We start from the raw sequence: 19,671 nt of genomic DNA, 5'->3' as shown, positions 1-19,671 counted from the left end.
TCGTCGAGAGGGTCGTCGAGAGGAACCAGCGGTGGTCCCGGAGCACGCCGAGGGCGCGTCGAGCGGGCTCGATCGGCTGCCCGCGCCGGTCCGGCGCCGGGTCGTCGCCCTGGCCGCGTCGGCGCTCCCGCAGGTCGCCCCGCTGCCGCCGGGCCTGAGGAAGGTCGCCGCCTTCGCCCCCGCTCGACGGGCGCGCGCGGGCGGCCCGGCGATCGAGGCCGCCCTGGCCGACGACGCCTTCCGTCGCCGGGTGGCGACCCAGCTGCTCGCTGCGGGCGAGCTCCCGACGGGGGAGGACGTCGTCGCGGCGGACCCGGTGGCCCGCGCCGCCGCGAGCTGGCTGCACCGGTCCGAGGGGTGGCCGGAGGAGCTGGACGCGGCGCTGGCCGGGCTCCCGCCCGCAGGGGACGACGGACCCGATCCCGAGGTCGCGGGCCTGCGGGAGAGGGTCGCCCGTCTGGAGGCCGCGGCGCGCGAGGACCGGGCCCGGGCGCGGGCCGACCAGCGCGTCCTCAAGGACGAGAACGCCGACCTGCGTCGCAAGCTCGGCGCCGCCCGCGCCGCGACCCGCGCCGCCGTGGCCGACCGGGAGGCCGCCGAGGTGGCGGCCACCCAGGTGCGGCAGGAGGCGGACCTGGCGGTCCGCCAGGCGGACGCGGAGGTACGGCGGCTGCGGACGGAGGTCGACCGGCTCGCCCGCGAGCGCCTGGCCGTGCGCAGGGACGACCGCGCGGGGCGCGACGAGGCGACGGTGCGCGCCCGGCTGCTCCTCGACACGGTCGTGGAGGCGGCGCAGGGGCTGCGGCGGGAGCTCGGCCTGCCCCGGGTGGACGGGGTCCCCGCCGACGCCGTGCGGCTCCCCGAGGCGGGCGAGGCCGCACCCGGGGCCCGGCCGGCGGAGACCCCGGAGACGCTCGAGACGCTGCTGCGCCTGCCGCGGGCCCGTCTCCTCGTGGACGGCTACAACGTGAGCAAGACGGCGTGGCCGACCTCCACGCTGGAGGCGCAGCGGACCCGCCTGGTCACGGCGCTCGCGCCGGTCGTCGCACGGACGGGAGCCGAGACGACCGTGGTCTTCGACGCCCACGAGGCGGGGTCGCGCCCCGTGGTGCGGGCGCCGCGCGGGGTCCGGGTGGTCTTCAGCCCCGCCGGGGTGCTGGCCGACGACGTGCTGCGGGACTTCGTGGCGGCCGAGCCGACGGGCCGGCCGGTGGTGACGGTCACCAGCGACGCCGCGCTCGGCCGGGACCTGGGCGCGGACGGAGCCCGGGTGGTGCCCGCGGAGACGCTCGTGGGGCTGCTCGGCTGACGGGCGGCACGCCGCTCGCGGGTCCGCTCCGGTGCGTCCTGTCGGTGGACGGTGCTTGGGTTCGGGGCATGACGACGAGAATCGACTGCGACACCTGCGTGGTGCGCGGCCTGGCCTGCCACGACTGCGTGGTGACCGTGCTGCTGGGCCCTCCGCCGGAGCTGACCTTCGAGGACGACGAGACCGCGGCGCTGGAGGCGCTGGCGGCGGGAGGGCTGGTGCCACCCCTGCGGATGGTCCGGCCGATGGACGGCCCCGTCATCGAATCTGCGTAATTCGGGGTCGCGTTCCGCGGAGTTTTGGACGCCCGCGACGCAGGCGACTAGCCTGTCGCAGGGCCCGTGGGGCCCCTTCCCGACACCTGAGCACAGAGGAGACCGGCGCCTCGTGAGCCCCGACCTGAAGCGACTCGGCGGCGTCGCCGTCGCCCTGACCGCAGTCGTCGCCACCGGCCTCGTCGTCTCGCCCGTCCAGGCGGAGCCCGACATCGACGAGGTGCGCGCGAAGGTCGACCGGCTCTACCACGAGGCGGAGCAGGCGCAGGAGCGCTACCACGACGCCAACCTGCGGCTGGAGGAGCTCACCGAGGAGCTCGGCTCGCTCAAGGCCGACGAGAAGCGCCAGGACGCACGGCTCCAGGTGGTCCGCGAGCAGGTGCAGGAGTCCATCGTCCGGCAGTACCAGGGCGAGAGCATCTCCACCGTCGGCCAGGTGGTGGTCTCGGAGGACCCCAGCGCGTTCCTCGGCCAGCTCTCCACGATGTCGGCCTTCAACGACCTGCAGAACGACCTTTTCGACTCCTTCACGACCGAGGCCGAGGCGCTCGGCCTCCGGGAGGAGGCGACGCGGGAGCGGCGCGCCGAGATCTCCAGCGCCACCGCCCAGCTCGCCGAGGAGAAGGAGGCGGTGGAGACCCGCCTTGCCGAGGCCAAGCGGCTGCTCGGTCGCCTCGAGGCCGAGGAGCGCGAGGAGCTGCAGGCCTCGCGCAGCGGCTTCACCCGTCTGCCCAGCAGCGTGCCGGCGTCCGGGCGTGCGGCCGCCGCAGTGAAGGCCGCGCTCGCGCAGGTCGGCGACGCCTACGTCTACGGCGCCGTGGGCCCCGACGCCTACGACTGCTCCGGCCTCACCATGATGGCGTGGGGCGCAGCCGGTGTCGGCCTCCCGCACTCCTCCAGCGCCCAGTTCGGGTCCGGCACGCGGGTCGCCCAGAGCGACCTGCAGCCCGGCGACCTGGTCTTCTACTACAGCCCGATCAGCCACGTCGGCATGTACATCGGGAACGGGCTGATCGTGCACGCGGCCAACCCCAGCAGCGGGGTCCGGGTCGACGGCGTCTTCTCGATGCCCTACGTCGGCGCCGTCCGGCCGGGCTGACCCGTCTCCTGAGATGATCTCCGCGTGACGACGCGGAGACTGCCCGACCCCTCCGCCCGACGGGTCGCCTGGCTCTTGGTCGTGGTCGCGTCCAGCGCCTTCGCGGTGGCCGCGTGGTGGCTCGTGCCCTGGGAGCCCGTCCCGGGCGGGACCCCCGACCCGGTCGCTCCCTCCTCGCTCTTCACCGCCGAGGAGCTGGCCCGGGCGGAGGCGTTCTCGGCCGCGGCCCGCGCGTGGAGCTGGAGCTCGCTCGCGTTGACCCTGATCGTCCTGGTCGCGGCTGCGGCCAGCCGGCGGGGGGAGCGGCTCGTCGAGCGCCTTCCCGGCCCCTGGTGGCTGCGGGCCACGCTGGCCACGGCGCTGCTCCTGGTCGTCGCTCGCCTCGTCACGCTGCCCCTCGCGGTCGGGGCGTGGCGACTGCGGGTCGACCGCGGACTCTCCACCCAGAGCGCAGGACCCTGGCTGGCGGACCTCGCCAGGTCGGAGGCGGTCGAGGTCCTCACGGTCGCGGCGGTGGTGCTCGTCCTGGTGGGCACCCACCGTCGCTGGCGGACGTGGGCCCCGGTGGTGGCCGCGACAGTGCTCGGCGGCTCGGTCGTGGTCGGCTCCTACGCCTACCCGCTCGTCGTCGAGCCGCTCTTCCACTCGTTCGAGCCACTGCCCCCGGGTGCGTTGCGGGACGCCGTGACCGAGGGGGCGGCGGAGCAGGGCGTCGCCGTCGACGACGTGGTGGTCGCCGACGCCTCGCGCCGGACCACGACCCTCAACGCCTGGGTCTCGGGCCTGGGCGGCAGCCGGAGGGTCGTCCTCTACGACAACCTGGTGCAGGAGGTGCCCCGGGGGCAGGTCCTGGCGGTGGTGGCCCACGAGCTGGCCCACGCCCGGCACGGGGACGTCGCCGTGGGGACGGCGCTCGGGGCCCTGGGGACCGCGGGGACGGTGGGGCTGGCCACGCTCGTCGTGCCGCGCCTGTCGCGGCGCTCGCTCGGTGACGTGCGGGTCGTGCCGCTGGTGGTGGCCCTCCTCGTCGTGGGAGGGCAGCTGGCGCAGCCGGTGCAGAACGGGATCAGCCGGCGGGTCGAGCTGCGCGCCGACGTGACGGCCCTGGAGTCGGTGCCGGACCCCGAGGAGTTCGTCGCCCTGCAGCGGCAGCTGGCGATCAGGTCGCTCGCCGACCCGACCCCGCCGCGGTGGTCCTCGTGGTGGTGGGGGAGCCACCCGGGGGTGCTCACCCGCGTGGCCTTGGCGGCGCGAGCGGGCTCAGCGACCGCTGGGGGTCTGCCTGCTCAAGGGTTGCACTGAGCCTGGGTGATCTTGGTCTTGAGGCTGCCGCACGAGTCGTCGAAGAGGCCGACGACGGCGCCCCCGAAGAGGAAGACGCCCGTGATGATGATCGCGGCGATCCCGGCGATCAGGAGCCCGTACTCGACGGCGGAGGCTCCGCGCTCATCCCGGGCGGCCGTGTGGTCCACCGGGGTCTCGCAGCTCGGGTGCATGTCAGCCTCCTTCTCAGGTCGTGGAACGGAAAGCACGACGGCGCGGCCCACGGGGAGGGCCGCGCCGTCGCCGGAGATCAGTTGCCCTTGTTGCTGATCTGCGAGGCGGTGCCGGTGAAGATGTTCGACACCAGGTCGCCGAACGCGAAGACGGCGACGACGATGATCGCGGCGATGCCGGCGACCAGCAGGCCGTACTCGACGGCGGAGGCGCCGCGCTCGTCGTTCTTGGCCTTCGCGGCGTCCAGCATGATGGTGAGGTACTGAAGCATGGTGTGGTCCTTTCGGGGAATGCACTGGGATTCTGGTCCGGCAGGCACTCGCCTGATCCGTTGACCCAATCCTCCGAGAGTTCGCAGATTTGTGAGATCGGAAGACCGGTCACGCTCGTCTAGTCACAAGTGACTAGGCCGACGCGTGGTCGGACGACGCTCAGTAGCCCGTCGGGTTCATCGAGGAGAGCAGACCGCTGCGCATCGCCGTGACGAGGGCCTGGGCGCGGTTCGTGGCACCGAGCTTCTGGTAGATCCGGGTGATGTGGGACTTCGCGGTCGACTCGCTCATGTAGAGCTGGGAGGCGATCTGGCCGGCGCCGAGGCCGTCGGCCAGGAGCACCAGCACCTCCTGCTCCCGGTCCGAGAGGCGTGAGGTCTCGCCGCTCATCCGCCTGATCATCGCGGCGGAGAGGCCGGCGCAGAGGAACGTGCGGGGCGAAACGGCGGCGTGCTTCGCCGCCTTGACGACCTCGGTGGACGGCGCGTCCTTGCCGACGAAGGCGGAGGCGCCCGCCTCCATCGCCGCGAAGATCTGCTCGTCGCCGGAGTGCATCGTCAGCACGACCAGCCCCGTCTCGGGTGCCTCCTTGCGCACCGCACGCACGATGTCGAGCCCGGTGCCGTCGGGGAGCTGCAGGTCGGTGACCACGACCTGAGGACGGTGCTCGGCGAACTGCTCGAGGGCCTCGCCGACGGAGCCCGCCTGCCCCACCACGTGGGTCGAGGGGTCGAGGGAGAACGCCGTGGCGAGGCCCGCCCGGATCAGCTCGTGGTCGTCCACGAGGAGCACGGAGATGGGGGTGGCGCCGGTGGAGGTGGTCATGAGGCCTTCACGTTCCTGTCGTAGGCAGTGGTCTTCCGGGAACCCGGGCGGTCGAGCGGCGCGCCGACCTGCACGGAGACGACCGTGCCCCGGGAGGGGCTGGAGCGCACGTCGAGCACGCCGCCGATCAGGGCGGCGCGCTCCTTCATGATGGAGAGGCCGTGGGAGTCGCGCCGCCCGCCCTGCAGCCCCTGGCCGTTGTCGGAGACGACGATCTGCGCGCTCGGTGCCTGCACCCGGCAGTGCACGTCGATCCGCGAGGCGCGCGAGTGCTTCACGGCGTTGTTCATCGCCTCCTGGGCGATCCGCAGGAGCTCGGCCTCCACCTCGTGGCGCAGCCGGCTCGTCCGCTCGTCCACCGTCACCTCGATCGGGGTGCCCGAGACGTCGCTGAGGTGGCGGGCCAGCGTGGCGATGCCGGCGCCCAGGCTCTCGCTGGACCCCGCCTGCGTGCGAAGCGTCATCACCGAACGACGGACCTCGGCGACCACCCCGGTGATCATCCCGCGCAGCTGGAAGAGGGCGTTCTGCTGCTCGGGGCTCGAGGCGGTCGAAACCAGAGCGTCCACGACGTACCCCATGGACGCGATGTCCTGGGCGACGCCGTCGTGCATCTCGCGGGCGAGGCGTCGGCGCTCGTCCGACATGGCGGCGTCGCGGAACGCCGCGAAGAGCTGGGCGGTGTCGAGCCGGAGCGCCGCCGGGGCGAGCAGGTCGGCCAGCGCCCGCAGCCGCTCAACCGTCTCCGCTCCGTCGGGGGAGCCCTCGGGGGCGAGCCGGCCGGTGACGACGGCGATCGGGCTCTGCTCGTGGGAGACCGGGAACCCGAAGTCGTGGCCCAGCACGCGCGGGTGCCCGTCCTCCCACACGGCCTGGGCCAGCGCGTCGCTCTCCTCGCCCTGGAGACCTTCCTGGGAGGAACGGGTGACCAGGGGGAGCAGGGCGCCGTCGCGCCGGACGTGCAGGACGACCACCTCGACCGGGAGCTCGGAGCTCACCGCCTCCAGGATCTCCCCGCCCATGCTGGTCGGGTCCAGTCCACCCTCGAGCTTGCCGGCGAGGTCGTTGAGCTCGGTGATCAGTGACCGGGCCTCCCGGTAGGCGGCGCTGGGGTCGTCGCGGTCCGCGGTGCTGACGAAGAAGCCGGCGATCAGCCCGAGGCCGAGCCCGGTGACCATGAAGAGGAAGACGTCGATGACCTGGGAGCTGTCGGGCGTGGAGCCCACGAGGAACATCACCAGCGCGACCGAGGTCAGCTGGAGGACCAGCGACTCGGCCACGCCGACCAGGCCGCGGAGCAGCCCGTGGACGAAGGGGGGCACCGCGAGGCCGGCCAGCAGGGCCGGGGTGGTGTCGTAGAAGGCGCCGGCCAGCACGCCCACGGCCAGGGCCTCGGCCGCGCAGAGCGCGTGCAGCGGCGCCTGGGTCCGCAGCAGCCACCCGGTGGCGACCCAGAGGGCCGCCAGGCCGAACAGACCGCTGAGGGCGTCGACGTCCCGCCCCCACGCGATGGACATCGCGACGGTGACCAGGACGAACGCCCGGGCTCCCTCGATGAGCCCCGCGTGCTGGATCCGCTCGGCCCTGCCTGGCATCAGGCGAACGTGTCCATGATGCTGATGACCGCCGGCCCGATGACCACGATGAAGAGGGTCGGCAGGATGCAGAAGATCAGCGGGACCGTCATCTTGACAGGCACCTGCTGGGCCTTCTCCTCGGCCTTCTGCCGCCGCTTCACGCGCATCTCGGACGACTGCACACGCAGCACCTGGCCGATCGGGATGCCGAAGGCGTCCGCCTGCACCAGCGCGCTGACGAAGCTGCGCAGGTCGTCGAGGTTGGTGCGGGTGGCCAGGGCCCGGAGGGCGTCGGCCCGCCCGGTGCCGATCTGCATCTCCCGCAGCACCCGGGAGAACTCCTCGGCGAGGGGACCGTCGGTGTTGCGCGCGACCTGCTGCACCGCGGCGTCGAAGGCGAGCCCGGACTCGACGCTGATGGTGAGCAGGTCGATGGCGTCGGGGAGACCGCGGCCGATCGTGTTCTGCCGGTCGTGCGCCTTCTGGTACAGGTACATGCTGGGGCCGAAGTAGCCGGCGACGGCACCGAGCGCGACGAAGACGACGCGCCCGACGAGGCCGAAGCTGAGCATGAACGAGAAGAGGAAGAACGCGGCCAGCCCGACGACGGCGCCGATCACCTTGAGGGCGACGACCCGGTCCACCGTCCATCCGCTCGGGTTGCCGGCCAGCTCGAGCTTGCGGTAGATCCGCTCGGTGCTGTCGGCGCCGGTGAACCGGCGGCCGATGGCCAGGGCCCGTCCCTGGAAGGGCGCGACGACCCGCTCGGCGAAGGGGCGGTCCAGCTCGGCGGTCAGCTCCCGGGGCACGTCGCCCATCGACTCCAGCGCCGCCAAGGAGCGGCTCAGGCCCGCCTCCCGCGCCGGGGCCGCAGTGGCCATCGAGGCGAGAAGGATGGCCACGAGCACCAGCATGGCCCCGAGCACCAGATAGATCGTCATCAGACCTCCACCTTGATCAGTCGACTCATCCAGAACGCGCCCACCCCAAGCATCGTGGCGGCGCCCCCGAGCATCAGCCACCCGAGCGGCTCGGCGAAGAGGACGCTGACGTAGTCCCAGCTGGTGAGCATGAGGTAGACGAGGAAGACCGGCGGGAGCCCGCCGAGCACGTAGGCCGAGATCTTGCCCTCGGCGGCGAGCGCCTGGACCTGTCGGCGCATGTACTCCCGCTCCCGGATCGTGCCGGCCACGGTGTCCAGCAGCTCGGCGAGGTTGCCGCCCACCTGGCGCTGGATCTTGATGGCCATGACCACCCAGTCGAAGTCCTTGCTGTCGAACCGCTCGGCGACGCCCTGCAGCGCGTCCTCGAGCGAGACGCCCAGCCGGGTCTCGACGAGCACGCGGCGGAACTCGCTGGCGATCGGCTCGGCGCCCTCGCGGACGATGGTGTCGACCGACTGGGCCAGCGAGAGGCCGGCGGACAGGGAGCCCGACATCAGCTGGAGGGTGTCGGGGAGGCTCGCGTTGAACTTCTTGAGGCGCTTCTTCCGGGCCCGGCCCAGGTAGAGCCAGGGGAGCAGCGCCCCGGCGGCGACGAAGAGCAGGCCGACGACGAGGTTCCCGCCCCCGACCAGCACGCCGACCAGCCCGGCGCCGATCACGATCCCCGTGTGCAGCAGCAGCCACTCGGCGGCCCGGAAGCCGCTGTCGGCGGCCTCCAGCCGGCCGGCGATCCGCTCCTCCAGCGACTTGTTGCGCTTGAGCACCTGCTCGGCCGCGCCCTTGAACTGGGCGAACGTGTCCTCGTTGCTGCCCCGGCCCGGCTTGCCCGAGGCCGTCCCGGCGCCCGCGGCGAGGCCGGCGTACGCCGCGACCCGCTCCTCGGCGGTCATCTCGCGGCGCGAGAAGCCGGTGAGGAAGGTGCCGACGAAGACGAGGAGGCCCAGGCCGACCAGGGCGACCGCCGCCCACATGGTCCACTCGGGCACCACGATGCCGCGGTCGGCGGAGGGCAGGGTGACCCGGCGCGGGGCCTCCGCGGCGTCCCGGACCGGGGCGAACACCTCGGCGGAGAGGGCGCCGGTCGCCGTGGGCAGGGTGACCGAGACGGTCGCCTCGGAGCCCACGGCCTCCGGGACCTGCGCGGTGACCAGGACCTGGTTGGCCAGGACCTGGGCCTCCTCCGCAAAGGCGGCGCCGAGGGCGTCGACGTCGGCGCTGATGACCTCGCCGTTGCCCGCGCTGCTCAGCTCGGTGAGGGGACCGAGGTCCCCGTCCTGCCCGAGGGCGACCACGTCGACGAGCACACCCGTGCGGGAGATGGCGGCGGTGACCTCGTTGAGGGCGGTCTGGCTCGTGTCGGCCCCGTCCGAGAGCACGAGGAGGCTGCGCTGCCCCTCCGTCCCGGCGAGCTCGGCGGCCGTGACCACGCCGTCGTACAGCCTCGTCTGCCGGGCCAGGGAGAGACCCGCGATGGCGTCGCGGGCGGCCTGCCGGTCGGTGGTCGGCGCCACCGCCGGGACGACGGCCTTGTCGAAGGTCACCAGCCCGACGCGCACGTCCGCCGGGACGGAGGTGAGGTAGGCCTCGGCCGCCGCCCGGGCCGCGTCGAAGCGGGCCCCCTCCATCGACTTGCTCGTGTCGATCACCAGGACCGTGGTGCGCTGCACCTCCTGGCCGCCGGCGGCCTCGGCCGACGACTCGGCCGGCGTGCCGTCGAAGGAGACCTCGACGCCCGCCAGGTCGACCTCGGCGTCCGGCGGCACGGCGACGAGGACCTGGACCCCGCCCTCGGTGGTCTGGACGTGGGTGATGCCGGCGTCGTCGATCGCGTGGGCTGCGCCGGGGAGGCCGAGCAGCGCCGCGGCGCCGAGCGCGACCAGCAGGCGGGGGAGGGCACGCATCAGAACCTCTCGGGCGCGAAGATCAGCGGGTCGACGGAGACGTTGTTGTAGGCGAGCTTCTCGAGGAACTTCGGGCGGAGCCCGGTGGCCTTGAGGCCGCCGAGCGCGCGGCCCTCGGCGTCGAAGCCGGCCGAGTGGTCGTAGAGGAAGACGTCCTGGAGGGTGATGATGTCGCCCTCCATCCGCTCCACCTCGGTGACGTGGGTGATGTGGCGCGAACCGTCCTTGAACCGCGTCTGGTGCACGATCAGGTCGACCGCGGAGGCCACCTGCTCCCGGATGGCGCGGACCGGCAGGTCCATGCCCGCCATCAGGACCAGCGTCTCCATGCGGGAGAGCGTGTCGCGCGGACCGTTGGAGTGGACCGTGCAGATGGAGCCGTCGTGACCGGTGTTCATCGCCTGCAGCATGTCGAGAGCGGAGGCGTCGCGGACCTCACCGACGATGATCCGGTCGGGCCGCATGCGGAGGCTGTTCTTCACGAGGTCGCGGATCGTCACCGCGCCCTTGCCCTCGATGTTGGAGGGGCGGGACTCCAGGCGCACCACGTGCTCCTGCTTGAGCTGGAGCTCGGCGGCGTCCTCGATGGTGACGATGCGCTCGTCGGCGGGGATGAAGGAGGAGAGCACGTTGAGCGTGGTCGTCTTGCCGGCGCCGGTGCTGCCGGAGACGATGATGTTGAGGCGGCCGCGCACGCACGCGTCCAGGAAGTCCTTGGTCCGCTGGCTGATCGAGCCGAACCGGACGAGGTCGTCGGCCGTGAGCGGGTCGGTCGAGAACTTGCGGATGGTCAGCGCGGAGCCGTCGATCGCCAGCGGCGGCACGACGGCGTTGACGCGGCTGCCGTCGGGGAGGCGCGCGTCCACCATCGGGCTGGACTCGTCGACCCGGCGGCCGATGCGGGACACGATCTTGTCGATGGTCCGGCGCAGGTGCGCCTCGTCCTGGAAGATCGCGTCGGCCGGCACCAGGCGTCCCTTGCGCTCCAGCCAGATGCTGTGCGCGCCGTTGACCATGACCTCCGAGACCTCGGGGTCGCGCAGGTAGGGCTCGATCGGCCCGTAGCCGAGGATGTCGTCGCTGATCTCGCTGGTGATCTGCTGGCGGTCGGCGGCGCTGATCGGCCGGTCCGACTTCTTCAGCACGTCGGCGAGCGCCGCCCGGACCTTCTGGTCCAGCTCGCTCTGCTCGAGGTTGGCGTCGTAGAGCTGCGGTCCGAGCTGGCGGAGCAGCTCGGCGTGGACCGAGGCCTTGAGCTCCTCGATCCGCTCGGAGTTCAGCGCCTGCGGACGTCGGGCGCCCACGGCCGCGTCGGGGGCCGGCGCGCGACGGTCGTTGAGCGGGGAGTCGGAGGCACCGGCCGGGGGGACCGGCGGGGGGACGGGCCGGTCGTCGGCCACGACCTCGGTGAAGGGGGTCTCGGCAGGCACCTGGGCCGGCATGCCCGCCAGCGGCGTGCCGGCGGCGGCCGCGGCCGCCTCCTCGGCACGCCGGCGGGCCGCCAGCCGCTCGGAGAGGTTGCTCATCGTGTCATCTCCTGCTGATGCGGAAGCGCTTCTGGGGCTCCTCGCGCTTCTCGGTGGGTGAGGGGGCGACGGGCGGGACGGCGGCCGGCTCGGGGGCGGTGGCCCTGGGGGCCTTCGGGGCCTTGAGGCCGCGACCCTTCTGCGAGGGGACGTCGGCCGGTGCAGCCGTCTCGTGGCCCATCAGCCTCTCCGCGAGGGTCCGGACGGCCTTGGACGACGGGTGGGAGGGGGAGGAGAGCATGAGTGGACGGCCGGCGTTGGTCGCCTTGGCGATGTCGAGGGAGGTGGCGACGCGCGCCGCCACGTCCATGCCGAGGATCCCCTCGACCTTGTCGGCCCCGATGCCGACCTGCTCGTCGGCCCGGTTGAGCAGCAGGTGCCGGTGGCCCTCGGCGACGCCCAGCACGTCGAGCGTCTCCAGGGCCACCTTGACGTTCTTCAGGGTCGGCACGTCGAGCGTCGCGACGATGATGCACTCGTCGGTCTCGTCCAGCGCCGTCAGCGTCTGCTCGTCGAACGCGGGGGCGGTGTCGAGCACCAGGTAGTCGAAGTGGTCCTGCAGGGTGCGCAGCAGCCGCGTCACCAGCGTGCCGGTGACCCGCTCGCGGGCGTCGGGCTGGCTGGGGGCCGCCAGCACCATGAGCCCGCTCTCGTGCGGGGTCATGAGCTCCTCGATGAAGGCGTAGTCCATGGACTGCTCGCCGCCGATGGCGTGCTCGATCGAGTGGGTCGGGAAGAGCTGGAGCGTGATCGCGATGTCGCCGAACGCCAGGTCGAGGTCGACCACGCAGACCTTGTTCTCGCCGCCGCGCATGAGCGCGATGCCGAGGTTGACCGACATGGTGGTCTTCCCGACCCCGCCCTTGGGGGAGAAGATCGTGATGACGCGACCCTGGCGGGACGTGGGTGCGGCGTTGCCCCGCAGCGCCGCCCACAGGGCGTGGGCGCGCTGCAGGGCGGCGTTGACCTGGGGCAGGTCGCTCGCGGTCACGACCTCCCGCACCCCGGCGTGCATCGCCTGGGTGAGCACGTCGGTGTCGACGTTGTCGCGCACCAGCACGACGCTCGCGGTGGGGTGGGCGGTGCGCATGCGCTCCGAGATCGCCATCGCCTCGGCGACCGAGAGGCTCGGCCCGAGGACGACGGCGTACTCGTCGGTGCGGTGCGCGAGCCAGCCGAAGAGCCGGTCCTGGCTGTCGACCACCTGTGTGCCCGCCGGGAGCACGGTCAGGAGGGCCGCAGCCTTGGCCGGGTCCGCGTCGAGAAGGATGGGCATCGTGGTCGCCTAGCTGAAGAGGTTCTGGAGGTTCATGCCCGGGTTGGGCTGGACCTTGGTCGTCCCGGTGCGGAGACCGAAGGAGAGCTCGCCGTTCGCGGCGGCGAACATGATCTTCTCCGCCTGCTGCTGGTCCACAGCCAGGGTCAGGAGGGTGCGGGGAAGCTGCTCGGTCGTCTCGGCCCCGGTCGGGTCGGTGGAGGTGGAGGTGACGAGGGTGGTGGAGCCGGCGGCCAGGACCTTGACGTCCGGGAGCAGGAGGCGGGTGAAGGCACCGCCGTCGGGGGTGCTCCCGTTGAGCCAGATGGCGACGTCGGAGCCGGCGGAGACGAAGCCGGCGACCCGGGCGGTGTCGGTGAGCTGCACCGACACGGCGAGCTTCCCGTTGGGGATCGGCAGGGCGGAGGACTCGCCCACCCCGCCGAACTTCTCGGGCAGGATCTGCTCGCCGGGGTAGATGTTGGTGTTCGCGGCCAGGCCCTCGAGGGTGTCGACGGTGGTGACGGCCGTGGGCAGGACGCTGTTGCGCGGGAGGCTCTGGCGCTGGATCTTGCCGTTGGCGGCGGCGTCCGCGATGGTCTCGCCGGTCACGATCGGGCTGACGGCGGTCAGGACCTCGACCGTGTCGTACTCCTCGGCCGCCCGGTTGTCGGCGCTCTGCACGTAGAGGTACACGAGCGAGGTGCCGAGCAGCGCCACGACGACCGCCACGACGAGCAGGAGCTTGCGTCGATCCATGGGTTGAGCCTCCGGTCTCAAGCAGACCGGGGCCCTTCGCGGCCCGGCACTGCGTTCCTGTCCATTCCGTCACACCATGCCCAACGGGCGAGACTGGTGTGGCGGAAACTTCGGATCGAACGCTAGTGGTCTGTACCGGGTCTTGTTCGCGTTTTCGTCAAGGAAGGTAGAGCGCCTCGACCTCGTCCCGGAACTCCCGCATGACGACGTTGCGCTTGAGCTTGAGGCTGGGGGTCAGGTGCCCCCCTTCCTCCGTCCACGCGGCCGTCAGGACGCGGAACTTCCGGATGGACTCCGCCCGCGAGACGGCCTTGTTGGCGTCCTCCACGGCGGCCTCGATCTCGGCCCGCAGGTCGGGGTCGTCGGCCAGGTCGGCCACGGCCCCCTTCTTGCCCCGGGTCTCGGCCCAGCGGGGCAGGGTCTCGGGGTCCAGGGTGATCAGGGCGCCGATGAAGGGCTGCCCGTCCCCGACCACCATGCACTGGTCGATGAGCACGTGGGCCCGCATCCGGTCCTCCAGCACCGCCGGTGCCACGTTCTTGCCGCCCGCGGTCACCAGGATCTCCTTCTTGCGACCGGTGATCCGGACGAAGCCCTCGTCGTCGATCTCCCCGACGTCGCCGGTGTGGAACCACCCGTCGGCGTCGACCGCCTCGGCGGTGGCCGCCTCGTTGTTCCAGTAGCCGGCGAAGACCTGCCCGCCGCGGAAGAGGAGCTCCCCGTCGTCGGCCACCCGCACGGTGGTGCCCCCCAGGGGACGGCCGACCGAGCCGACCTTGTGCGCGTCGACGAGGTTGACGGTCAGGGCGGCGGTGGACTCGGTCAGGCCGTAGCCCTCCAGGATCGTCAGGCCGATCCCGCGGTAGAAGTGGCCGAGCCGCTCGCCGAGGGGAGCGCCGCCGGAGACCGCGTGCACGCAACGGCCGCCGAGGGCGTTCTCGAGCTTGGTGTAGACGAGCTTGGTGAACAGCGCGTGCTGGATCCGGAGCGAGAGCGGGACGCGCCCCTTGTCCCGGGCCTTCGACCAGGCGATCGCGGCCTCCGCCGCCCGGTTGAAGATCTTGCCCTTGCCGTCGGCGGCGGCGTTCTGGGAGGCGCTGTTGAAGACCTTCTCGAAGACCCGGGGGACGGCCAGGATGAACGTCGGGCGGAAGACCTGCAGGTCGGCGACGAGGTTCTTGATGTCGGCACTGTGGCCGAGCACCACCCGCCGCTTGACGCAGCCGATCTGGATGATCCGGGCGAACACGTGGGCCAGCGGCAGGAAGAGCAGGGTGGAGGCGCCCTCGGCGAAGAGCTCGTCCAGCTCGTCGACGGCGACCCCGAGCTCGAACATGAAGTTGCCGTGCGTGAGCATGCAGCCCTTCGGCACGCCGGTCGTCCCCGAGGTGTAGATGAGCGTGGCCAGGTCGTCCGGCCCGGCAGCGGTACGGCGTCGCTCGAGCTCGTCGTCCTCGATCTCCTGGCCGAAGCTGGTGAGGACCTCCACCGCCCGGTCCTCCAGGCACCACACGTGGTGCACGTCGAGGTCGCCGCGGACGCTCGCCACCCGCGCGGTGTGGTCGGCCGTCTCGCCCACCACGGCCCGCGCCCCCGAGTCGGCCAGGATCTGGCGCACCTGGTCGGCCGACGAGGTCTCGTAGACCGGCACGGTCACCGCGCCGGCGAACCAGATCGCGTAGTCGAGCAGCGTCCACTCGTAGCGGGTCCTGGAGATGAGGGCGACCCGGTCACCGGGCTCGACACCGGCGGCGATGAACCCCTTGGCCACGGCACTGACCTCTGCCAGGAACTCCGAGGCGGTGACGTCGACCCACTCCCGGCCGGTGTTGCGCCGGAAGACCACGTCGTCCCCGGCGATCCGGGCGTTGGTGACGACGTCGTCGGTGAGGTTCCCGGTGGAGGGGATCTCGGTCGTCAGGGGCGTGGAGAACTCACGCAAGTCAGGTGCCTCCTGGGTCGGGGATTCAGGGCGAACGTTACCGCCGGGTCGGGGCGCCACCTGATCCGGTAGGGTCGCCAGCCTGATCCGGATCCGTCGGCCGTGACCCGGCCGGCCGCGAACGAGTGGGGCAGGGATGGCCGAGCAGACCACCTCGTCGATCGTCATCGACGCCGAACCGCGAGCCGTCATGGACGTGATCGCCGACTTCGAGGCGTACCCCGCCTGGGCGAAGGGCGTCCGGACGGTCGAGGTCGTGGACCCCGGCACGGGGGACCGGGCCGACCAGGTCTTCTTCTCCCTCGACGTCTCTCCCATCAAGGACGAGTACACGCTGGCCTACGAGTGGGACGGCGACCGCGCGGTCACCTGGACCCTGGTCGAGGGCAAGATGCTGCGGGCGCTGGACGGCGCCTACCTGCTCAAGGAGCGCGGCGACGGGTCCACCGAGGTCACCTACCGGCTGGCGCTCGACGTCTCGATCCCCGTGATCGGCATGCTCAAGCGCAAGGGCGAGAAGATCCTCATCGACGCCGCGCTCAAGGGCCTGAAGAAGCGCGTCGAGTCGCTCTGACGTTGAGAGTCCTGCTCTTCACCGGCAAGGGCGGTGTCGGGAAGTCCACCGTCGCGGCCGCCACCGCCGCAGCCTCCGCCCGCGCGGGGCTGCGGACCCTGGTGCTCTCCACCGACGCCGCCCACTCCCTGGCGGACGCCTTCGCCGTCCCCGGCCGCAGCGAGCCCGACGAGGTCGCCGACCGCCTCTTCGTGCAGCAGGTCGACTGCCAGCGCCGGTTCGAGGAGTCGTGGGGCGAGGTGCAGGAGTACCTGCGCGGCGCCCTGGACCTGGCGGGCGTGGATCCCGTCGCGGCGGAGGAGCTGACCGTGCTCCCCGGTGCCGAGGAGGTGATGGCCCTCCTCGAGCTGCGCCGGCACGTGCGCTCCGGGGAGTGGGACGTGGTGGTCGTCGACTGCGCGCCGACGGCGGAGACCCTGCGGCTCCTCGCGCTCCCCGAGGCGCTGGGCTGGTACCTGCGCCGGGTGCTGCCCGGGGACCGCAGGCTCGTGCGGGCGCTGGTCCCCGCCCTCGGACGCGCCGCCGGGGTGCCCCTGCCCGGCGAGCCGGTCCTCGAGGCGCTGGACCGGCTGCACCGCGAGCTCGACGAGGTACGGCAGGTCCTGACCTCCCCCGGGGCAAGCGTCCGGTTGGTCCTCACCCCCGAGCGACTGGTCCTGGCCGAGGCGCGGCGGCTCTGGACGATGCTCTCCCTCTTCGGCTACACCGTCGACGGGGTGGTCTCCAACCGCGTCTTCCCGACCGAGGGCCACGGGGCCTGGGTGGACGGCTGGGTCCGCGCGCAGGGCGAGGTCCTGGCCGACGTCGAGCGCTCCTTCGCGGGGCTGCGCACGTGGCGCGTGGAGTACCAGCCGGACGAGCCCGTCGGCGAGGCGGCGCTGGCCGCGCTCGGAGCCGGGCTCTACGGCACCGACGACCCGCTGGCCGTGGTCGGACGCGTCCCCCCGTTCGAGGTGGTCCGGACCGCGGGGGGCTTCCTGCTCTTCCTGCGGCTGCCCCTGGTCTCCGCGGGCGACGTCGACCTCGTCCGCCGCGACGACGACCTCGTGGTCACGGTCGCCGGGCACCGGCGCGTGGTGCCGCTGCCGGCCGCGCTGGCTCGGCTGCGGGTGGCGGGCGCCCGGGTCGAGGACGGACGCCTGCAGGCCCGGTTCGAGGAGGCAGGATGAGCGACCCCCAGCCCGACCCCCGGCCCGACCCCCGGCCCGCGGAGGAGGTGGGGACCCTCGGCGAGGAGGCGGCCCGGCTGCTGGGCGTGCTCGCCGGCTGGGCCGGCGAGCACGCGGGACCCGCGCCGGGGGCCGACGAGGAGCGCACCCGGGCCGACCACGCCGGCGACGGGGACCCCGGGGGCCACCCGGGCCACCCGGGCCATCCTGGCCACCCGGGGGAGGCGCCCGAGTGCACGGTCTGCCCCGTCTGCCGCGCCCTGCACGCGGTGCGCGGGATCGACCCCGAGGTGCGCGCCCACCTCACCTCCGCGGCGACCCACCTCCTGCAGGCGGGGCTGGCCGCGTTCGCCCAGGTCTCCCGTGCCGACCAGCCGGCGCGCCCGGACGGCGCCGACCGCCCCGGCGGGGCGGGCGGGAGGGTCCAGCACATCGACCTCGAGGAGGGGTGGCCCGACGAGCCTCCTGCGGAGGAGGCGCCCCGGTGACCGGACCCGTGTGGGTCGGCGTCGACGTCGGGGGGACGAAGATCCTGGCGGGCGAGGTCGGCGCGGACGGCGCGGTGCGCCGTACGGCGGTGCGCCCCACCCCGGGCCGGGACGTGCCGGTGGCGTGGCTCGAGGACGTGCTCACCGAGGCCGTCCTCGAGGTCGCCGACGGGCGGCGGCTCGCCGGGGTCGGGCTCGCGGCCGCGGGCTTCGTGGACGCGGACGGCGAGCGGGTCGCGTTCGCGCCGCACCTGCCCTGGCGCGACGACCCGGTGCGGGCGCGCCTCGCGGACCGGTGGGGCGCGCGCGTCGCCCTCGACAACGACGCCAACTGCGCGGCCTTCGCCGAGGCCGAGCTGGGTGCCGCGCGGCAGGACTCCTCCGCCGTGCTCGTCACGGTCGGGACCGGTCTCGGGGGCGGGATCGTCCTGGACGGACGCGTGCTCCGAGGCGCCGGCGGGATGGCGGGCGAGCTCGGCCACATGACCGTGGTGCCCGACGGCCTGCCCTGCGAGTGCGGGGGACGCGGGTGCTGGGAGCAGTACTGCTCGGGCCGCGCGCTCCTGCGCCTGGCCCGCTCCGGCTGGGGGAGCGGCTCCCTGCTGGAGGAGCTCTGCGACGGGGACCCCGCCCGCCTCACGGGTGCCCTGGTCAGCCGCGCCGCGGCCCAGGGGGACGACCACGCCCAGCGTGCCCTGGCCGACGTGGGGCGCTGGCTGGGCCTCGGCCTGGCGAACGTCGTGGCGGCGCTCGACCCGGGGTGCCTGGTCGTCGGCGGCGGCGTCTCGGCGGCGGGGGAGGGGCTCCTGGATCCCGCCCGCCGTGCGCTGACTGCGTCCCTGGTGGGCGCCGCGCACCGTCGGGTGCCGCCCGTGCGACTCGCGGCCCTGGGGGCCGGGGCGGGCATGGTCGGCGCGGCGCTGCTCGCGCGCCTGGACCTGCCCCGCCGGTGACGCCGGCGCGGTCCGGTCGGGGTCAGGCCCGGCGGTAGCCCGGGACGAGCTCGTGGGCGAGCTGCTCGAGGAAGAGACCCACGTCGGTGACGATGCCGCGGGCCTGGGACGAGCCCCGGTCGGCCAGCTTGGTCACCGTGGCGGGGTTGATGTCGACGCAGACGAGGGGGATGGAGGCGGGCAGGATGTTGCCGGTGGCGACGGAGTGCAGCATCGTGGCCACCATCAGGCAGAAGCCCACGTCGGGCAGCTCGGCCCGCATCGCGCGCTGGCCGTCGAGGACGTCGGTGTGCACGTCGGGGAGGGGCCCGTCGTCGCGGACCGAGCCGACCAGCACGAAGCGCTTCCCGTGCGTGACCAGCGCGTGCATGATGCCGCCGGTGAGCACCCCGCTCTCCACGGCCGCCGCGATCGACCCCTCCTTGCGGATCGTGTTGAGCGCCCGGATGTGGTGCTCGTGGCCGTGCTTGACCCCCCGGCCGTGCGCCAGGTCGACCCCGAGGCTGGTGCCGTAGAGGTTCGCCTCGATGTCGTGGGTCGCCAGGGCGTTGCCGGCGAAGAGGACGTCGACGAAGCCGGCCTCGACCATCGCGACCATGGCGGGCGCGGCCCCGGTGTGGACGACGCCCGGACCCCCGACCCAGAGGACCTTGCGACCGGCCTCCTTGGCCTCGCGCATCCCCTCGGCCACCTGCCGCACGAGCACCGCCTGGGGCTTCTCGGAGGAGACGTCGGACTCCATGAACCCGAAGTGCTCCTCGTCGCGCGCGACCTCGGGCACGGTGACGCGGATCCCGGAGGCGCCGCAGACCACCTGCATGCCGACCCGGACGTCGGACATCGGCAGGGTGACGACCCGGGTCCGGTCGCCCTCCCGGGTCACGACCAGCCCGCAGTCCATCTCGGGGTTCTCCACGGGGAGCCACGTGCCGTCGAGACGGACCTTCGTCGGGAGGTTGGTCGTGGAGTAGAAGCCGTCGGGGAAGACGCCGTCCTGGTCGCACGGGGAGACCGAGGCCTCGCCGGGGTCGACCATGTTGACGCCTCGGGTCTGCAGCCGCATGAGCAGCCGCTGGAGCGCCTCGTCGTCGACGGAGGTCACGGTGATGGTGGCCGTGGAGGTGTCGGCCGCCTCCCGTCCGACGTCGATGGAGTCGATCACCCAGTCGCCCTCGTACTCGCGGATGTCGTCCAGGATCTGCGACAGCACGCCGCTGTCCATCAGGTGTCCGGTGACCTCGACGGTCTCGCTGCTGCTCACGGACCCGACTGTAGTGACCGGGTCCACCGCGGCGACACCCGCGGG

The 19,671-nt window shown here is 73.2% G+C and carries 19 protein-coding genes; 8 read left to right on the top strand and 11 right to left on the bottom strand.

The annotated features are described in order from the left end of the window. Positions 1 to 31: 31 nt before the first annotated feature. The 4 genes from DNK53_RS07255 to DNK53_RS07240 all read left to right on the top strand — a co-directional run bounded on the left by DNK53_RS07255 (position 32) and on the right by DNK53_RS07240 (position 3,985). Entirely contained in the window at positions 32 to 1,309 is a 1,278-nt protein-coding gene (locus DNK53_RS07255; protein WP_110181648.1) for an NYN domain-containing protein, read from the top strand. A 68-nt stretch (positions 1,310 to 1,377) separates the two neighbouring features. Then, positions 1,378 to 1,584 (top strand): hypothetical protein, encoded by a 207-nt coding sequence (locus DNK53_RS07250; RefSeq protein ID WP_110181647.1) that lies wholly within the window; start codon positions 1,378 to 1,380, stop codon positions 1,582 to 1,584. A gap of 112 nt (positions 1,585 to 1,696) precedes the next feature. Beyond that, positions 1,697 to 2,683 (top strand): C40 family peptidase, encoded by a 987-nt coding sequence (locus DNK53_RS07245; RefSeq protein ID WP_110181646.1) that lies wholly within the window; start codon positions 1,697 to 1,699, stop codon positions 2,681 to 2,683. Between the two features lie 24 nt (positions 2,684 to 2,707). Further along, the gene (locus DNK53_RS07240; RefSeq protein WP_239456406.1) at positions 2,708 to 3,985 is read left to right on the top strand and encodes a M48 family metalloprotease; all 1,278 of its coding nucleotides are present in this window, start codon (positions 2,708 to 2,710) and stop codon (positions 3,983 to 3,985) included. On the opposite strand, the gene DNK53_RS07235 is transcribed toward DNK53_RS07240, so the two are convergent. The 10 genes from DNK53_RS07235 to DNK53_RS07190 form a co-directional block, all read right to left on the bottom strand. After that, positions 3,970 to 4,179, bottom strand: a complete 210-nt coding sequence (locus tag DNK53_RS07235; RefSeq protein WP_110181645.1) for a Flp family type IVb pilin — start codon at positions 4,177 to 4,179, stop codon at positions 3,970 to 3,972. The two genes, DNK53_RS07240 and DNK53_RS07235, sit on opposite strands and share 16 nt — an antisense overlap. Before the next feature lie 77 nt (positions 4,180 to 4,256). Beyond that, positions 4,257 to 4,451: a Flp family type IVb pilin gene (locus DNK53_RS07230; RefSeq protein WP_110181644.1), complete on the bottom strand. Its 195-nt coding sequence runs from the start codon at positions 4,449 to 4,451 to the stop codon at positions 4,257 to 4,259. 160 nt (positions 4,452 to 4,611) lie between these two features. Continuing rightward, positions 4,612 to 5,277, bottom strand: coding sequence for a response regulator transcription factor (locus DNK53_RS07225; protein ID WP_110181643.1), 666 nt, complete (start codon positions 5,275 to 5,277; stop codon positions 4,612 to 4,614). Next, positions 5,274 to 6,872, bottom strand: coding sequence for a sensor histidine kinase (locus DNK53_RS07220; protein WP_110181642.1), 1,599 nt, complete (start codon positions 6,870 to 6,872; stop codon positions 5,274 to 5,276). Before DNK53_RS07220 ends, DNK53_RS07225 begins: the two co-directional genes overlap by 4 nt. Next, positions 6,872 to 7,795, bottom strand: a complete 924-nt coding sequence (locus DNK53_RS07215) for a type II secretion system F family protein (RefSeq protein WP_110181641.1) — start codon at positions 7,793 to 7,795, stop codon at positions 6,872 to 6,874. Before DNK53_RS07215 ends, DNK53_RS07220 begins: the two co-directional genes overlap by 1 nt. Next, entirely contained in the window at positions 7,795 to 9,699 is a 1,905-nt protein-coding gene (locus DNK53_RS07210) for a type II secretion system F family protein (protein WP_110181640.1), read from the bottom strand. Before DNK53_RS07210 ends, DNK53_RS07215 begins: the two co-directional genes overlap by 1 nt. Beyond that, positions 9,699 to 11,225 carry a TadA family conjugal transfer-associated ATPase gene (locus tag DNK53_RS07205; RefSeq protein ID WP_239456405.1) on the bottom strand — a complete coding sequence of 509 codons (1,527 nt, stop codon included), beginning with the start codon at positions 11,223 to 11,225 and terminating at the stop codon, positions 9,699 to 9,701. The genes DNK53_RS07210 and DNK53_RS07205 overlap by 1 nt, the downstream gene beginning before the upstream one ends. Before the next feature lie 4 nt (positions 11,226 to 11,229). Further along, a complete protein-coding gene (locus tag DNK53_RS07200) occupies positions 11,230 to 12,501 on the bottom strand; it encodes a CpaE/TadZ family protein (protein ID WP_110181639.1) in 1,272 nt (423 codons plus the stop codon). Positions 12,502 to 12,510: 9 nt separating this feature from the next. Beyond that, the gene (cpaB, locus tag DNK53_RS07195; protein WP_110181638.1) at positions 12,511 to 13,239 is read right to left on the bottom strand and encodes a Flp pilus assembly protein CpaB; all 729 of its coding nucleotides are present in this window, start codon (positions 13,237 to 13,239) and stop codon (positions 12,511 to 12,513) included. Positions 13,240 to 13,396: 157 nt separating this feature from the next. Then, positions 13,397 to 15,181: an AMP-dependent synthetase/ligase gene (locus DNK53_RS07190; protein WP_110181637.1), complete on the bottom strand. Its 1,785-nt coding sequence runs from the start codon at positions 15,179 to 15,181 to the stop codon at positions 13,397 to 13,399. Between the two features lie 136 nt (positions 15,182 to 15,317). Between DNK53_RS07190 and DNK53_RS07185 the strand changes: the two genes are divergently transcribed. Genes DNK53_RS07185 through DNK53_RS07170 form a run of 4 tightly spaced genes read left to right on the top strand, consistent with a single transcriptional unit; the run spans position 15,318 to position 18,365 of the window. Beyond that, entirely contained in the window at positions 15,318 to 15,755 is a 438-nt protein-coding gene (locus DNK53_RS07185; protein WP_110181636.1) for an SRPBCC family protein, read from the top strand. 2 nt (positions 15,756 to 15,757) lie between these two features. Continuing rightward, positions 15,758 to 16,924, top strand: a complete 1,167-nt coding sequence (locus DNK53_RS07180; protein WP_110181635.1) for an ArsA family ATPase — start codon at positions 15,758 to 15,760, stop codon at positions 16,922 to 16,924. Then, positions 16,921 to 17,412 carry a hypothetical protein gene (locus DNK53_RS07175; protein ID WP_110181634.1) on the top strand — a complete coding sequence of 164 codons (492 nt, stop codon included), beginning with the start codon at positions 16,921 to 16,923 and terminating at the stop codon, positions 17,410 to 17,412. The genes DNK53_RS07180 and DNK53_RS07175 overlap by 4 nt, the downstream gene beginning before the upstream one ends. After that, on the top strand, positions 17,409 to 18,365 hold the full coding sequence (locus tag DNK53_RS07170; RefSeq protein WP_110181633.1) for an ROK family protein: 957 nt from the start codon (positions 17,409 to 17,411) through the stop codon (positions 18,363 to 18,365). The genes DNK53_RS07175 and DNK53_RS07170 overlap by 4 nt, the downstream gene beginning before the upstream one ends. A gap of 22 nt (positions 18,366 to 18,387) precedes the next feature. Here DNK53_RS07170 and DNK53_RS07165 read toward each other — a convergent pair whose 3' ends face one another. Further along, the gene (locus DNK53_RS07165) at positions 18,388 to 19,626 is read right to left on the bottom strand and encodes an ornithine cyclodeaminase, nickel-pincer nucleotide-dependent (protein ID WP_110181632.1); all 1,239 of its coding nucleotides are present in this window, start codon (positions 19,624 to 19,626) and stop codon (positions 18,388 to 18,390) included. Between the last annotated feature and the right edge of the window lie 45 nt (positions 19,627 to 19,671).

The sequence above is a fragment of the Nocardioides solisilvae genome (assembly GCF_003194625.1).
Classification (GTDB): Bacteria; Actinomycetota; Actinomycetes; order Propionibacteriales; family Nocardioidaceae; genus Nocardioides; species Nocardioides solisilvae.
The sequence above is the reverse complement of the archived record's forward strand: the minus strand, read 5'-3'. Positions and strand labels throughout refer to the sequence as shown.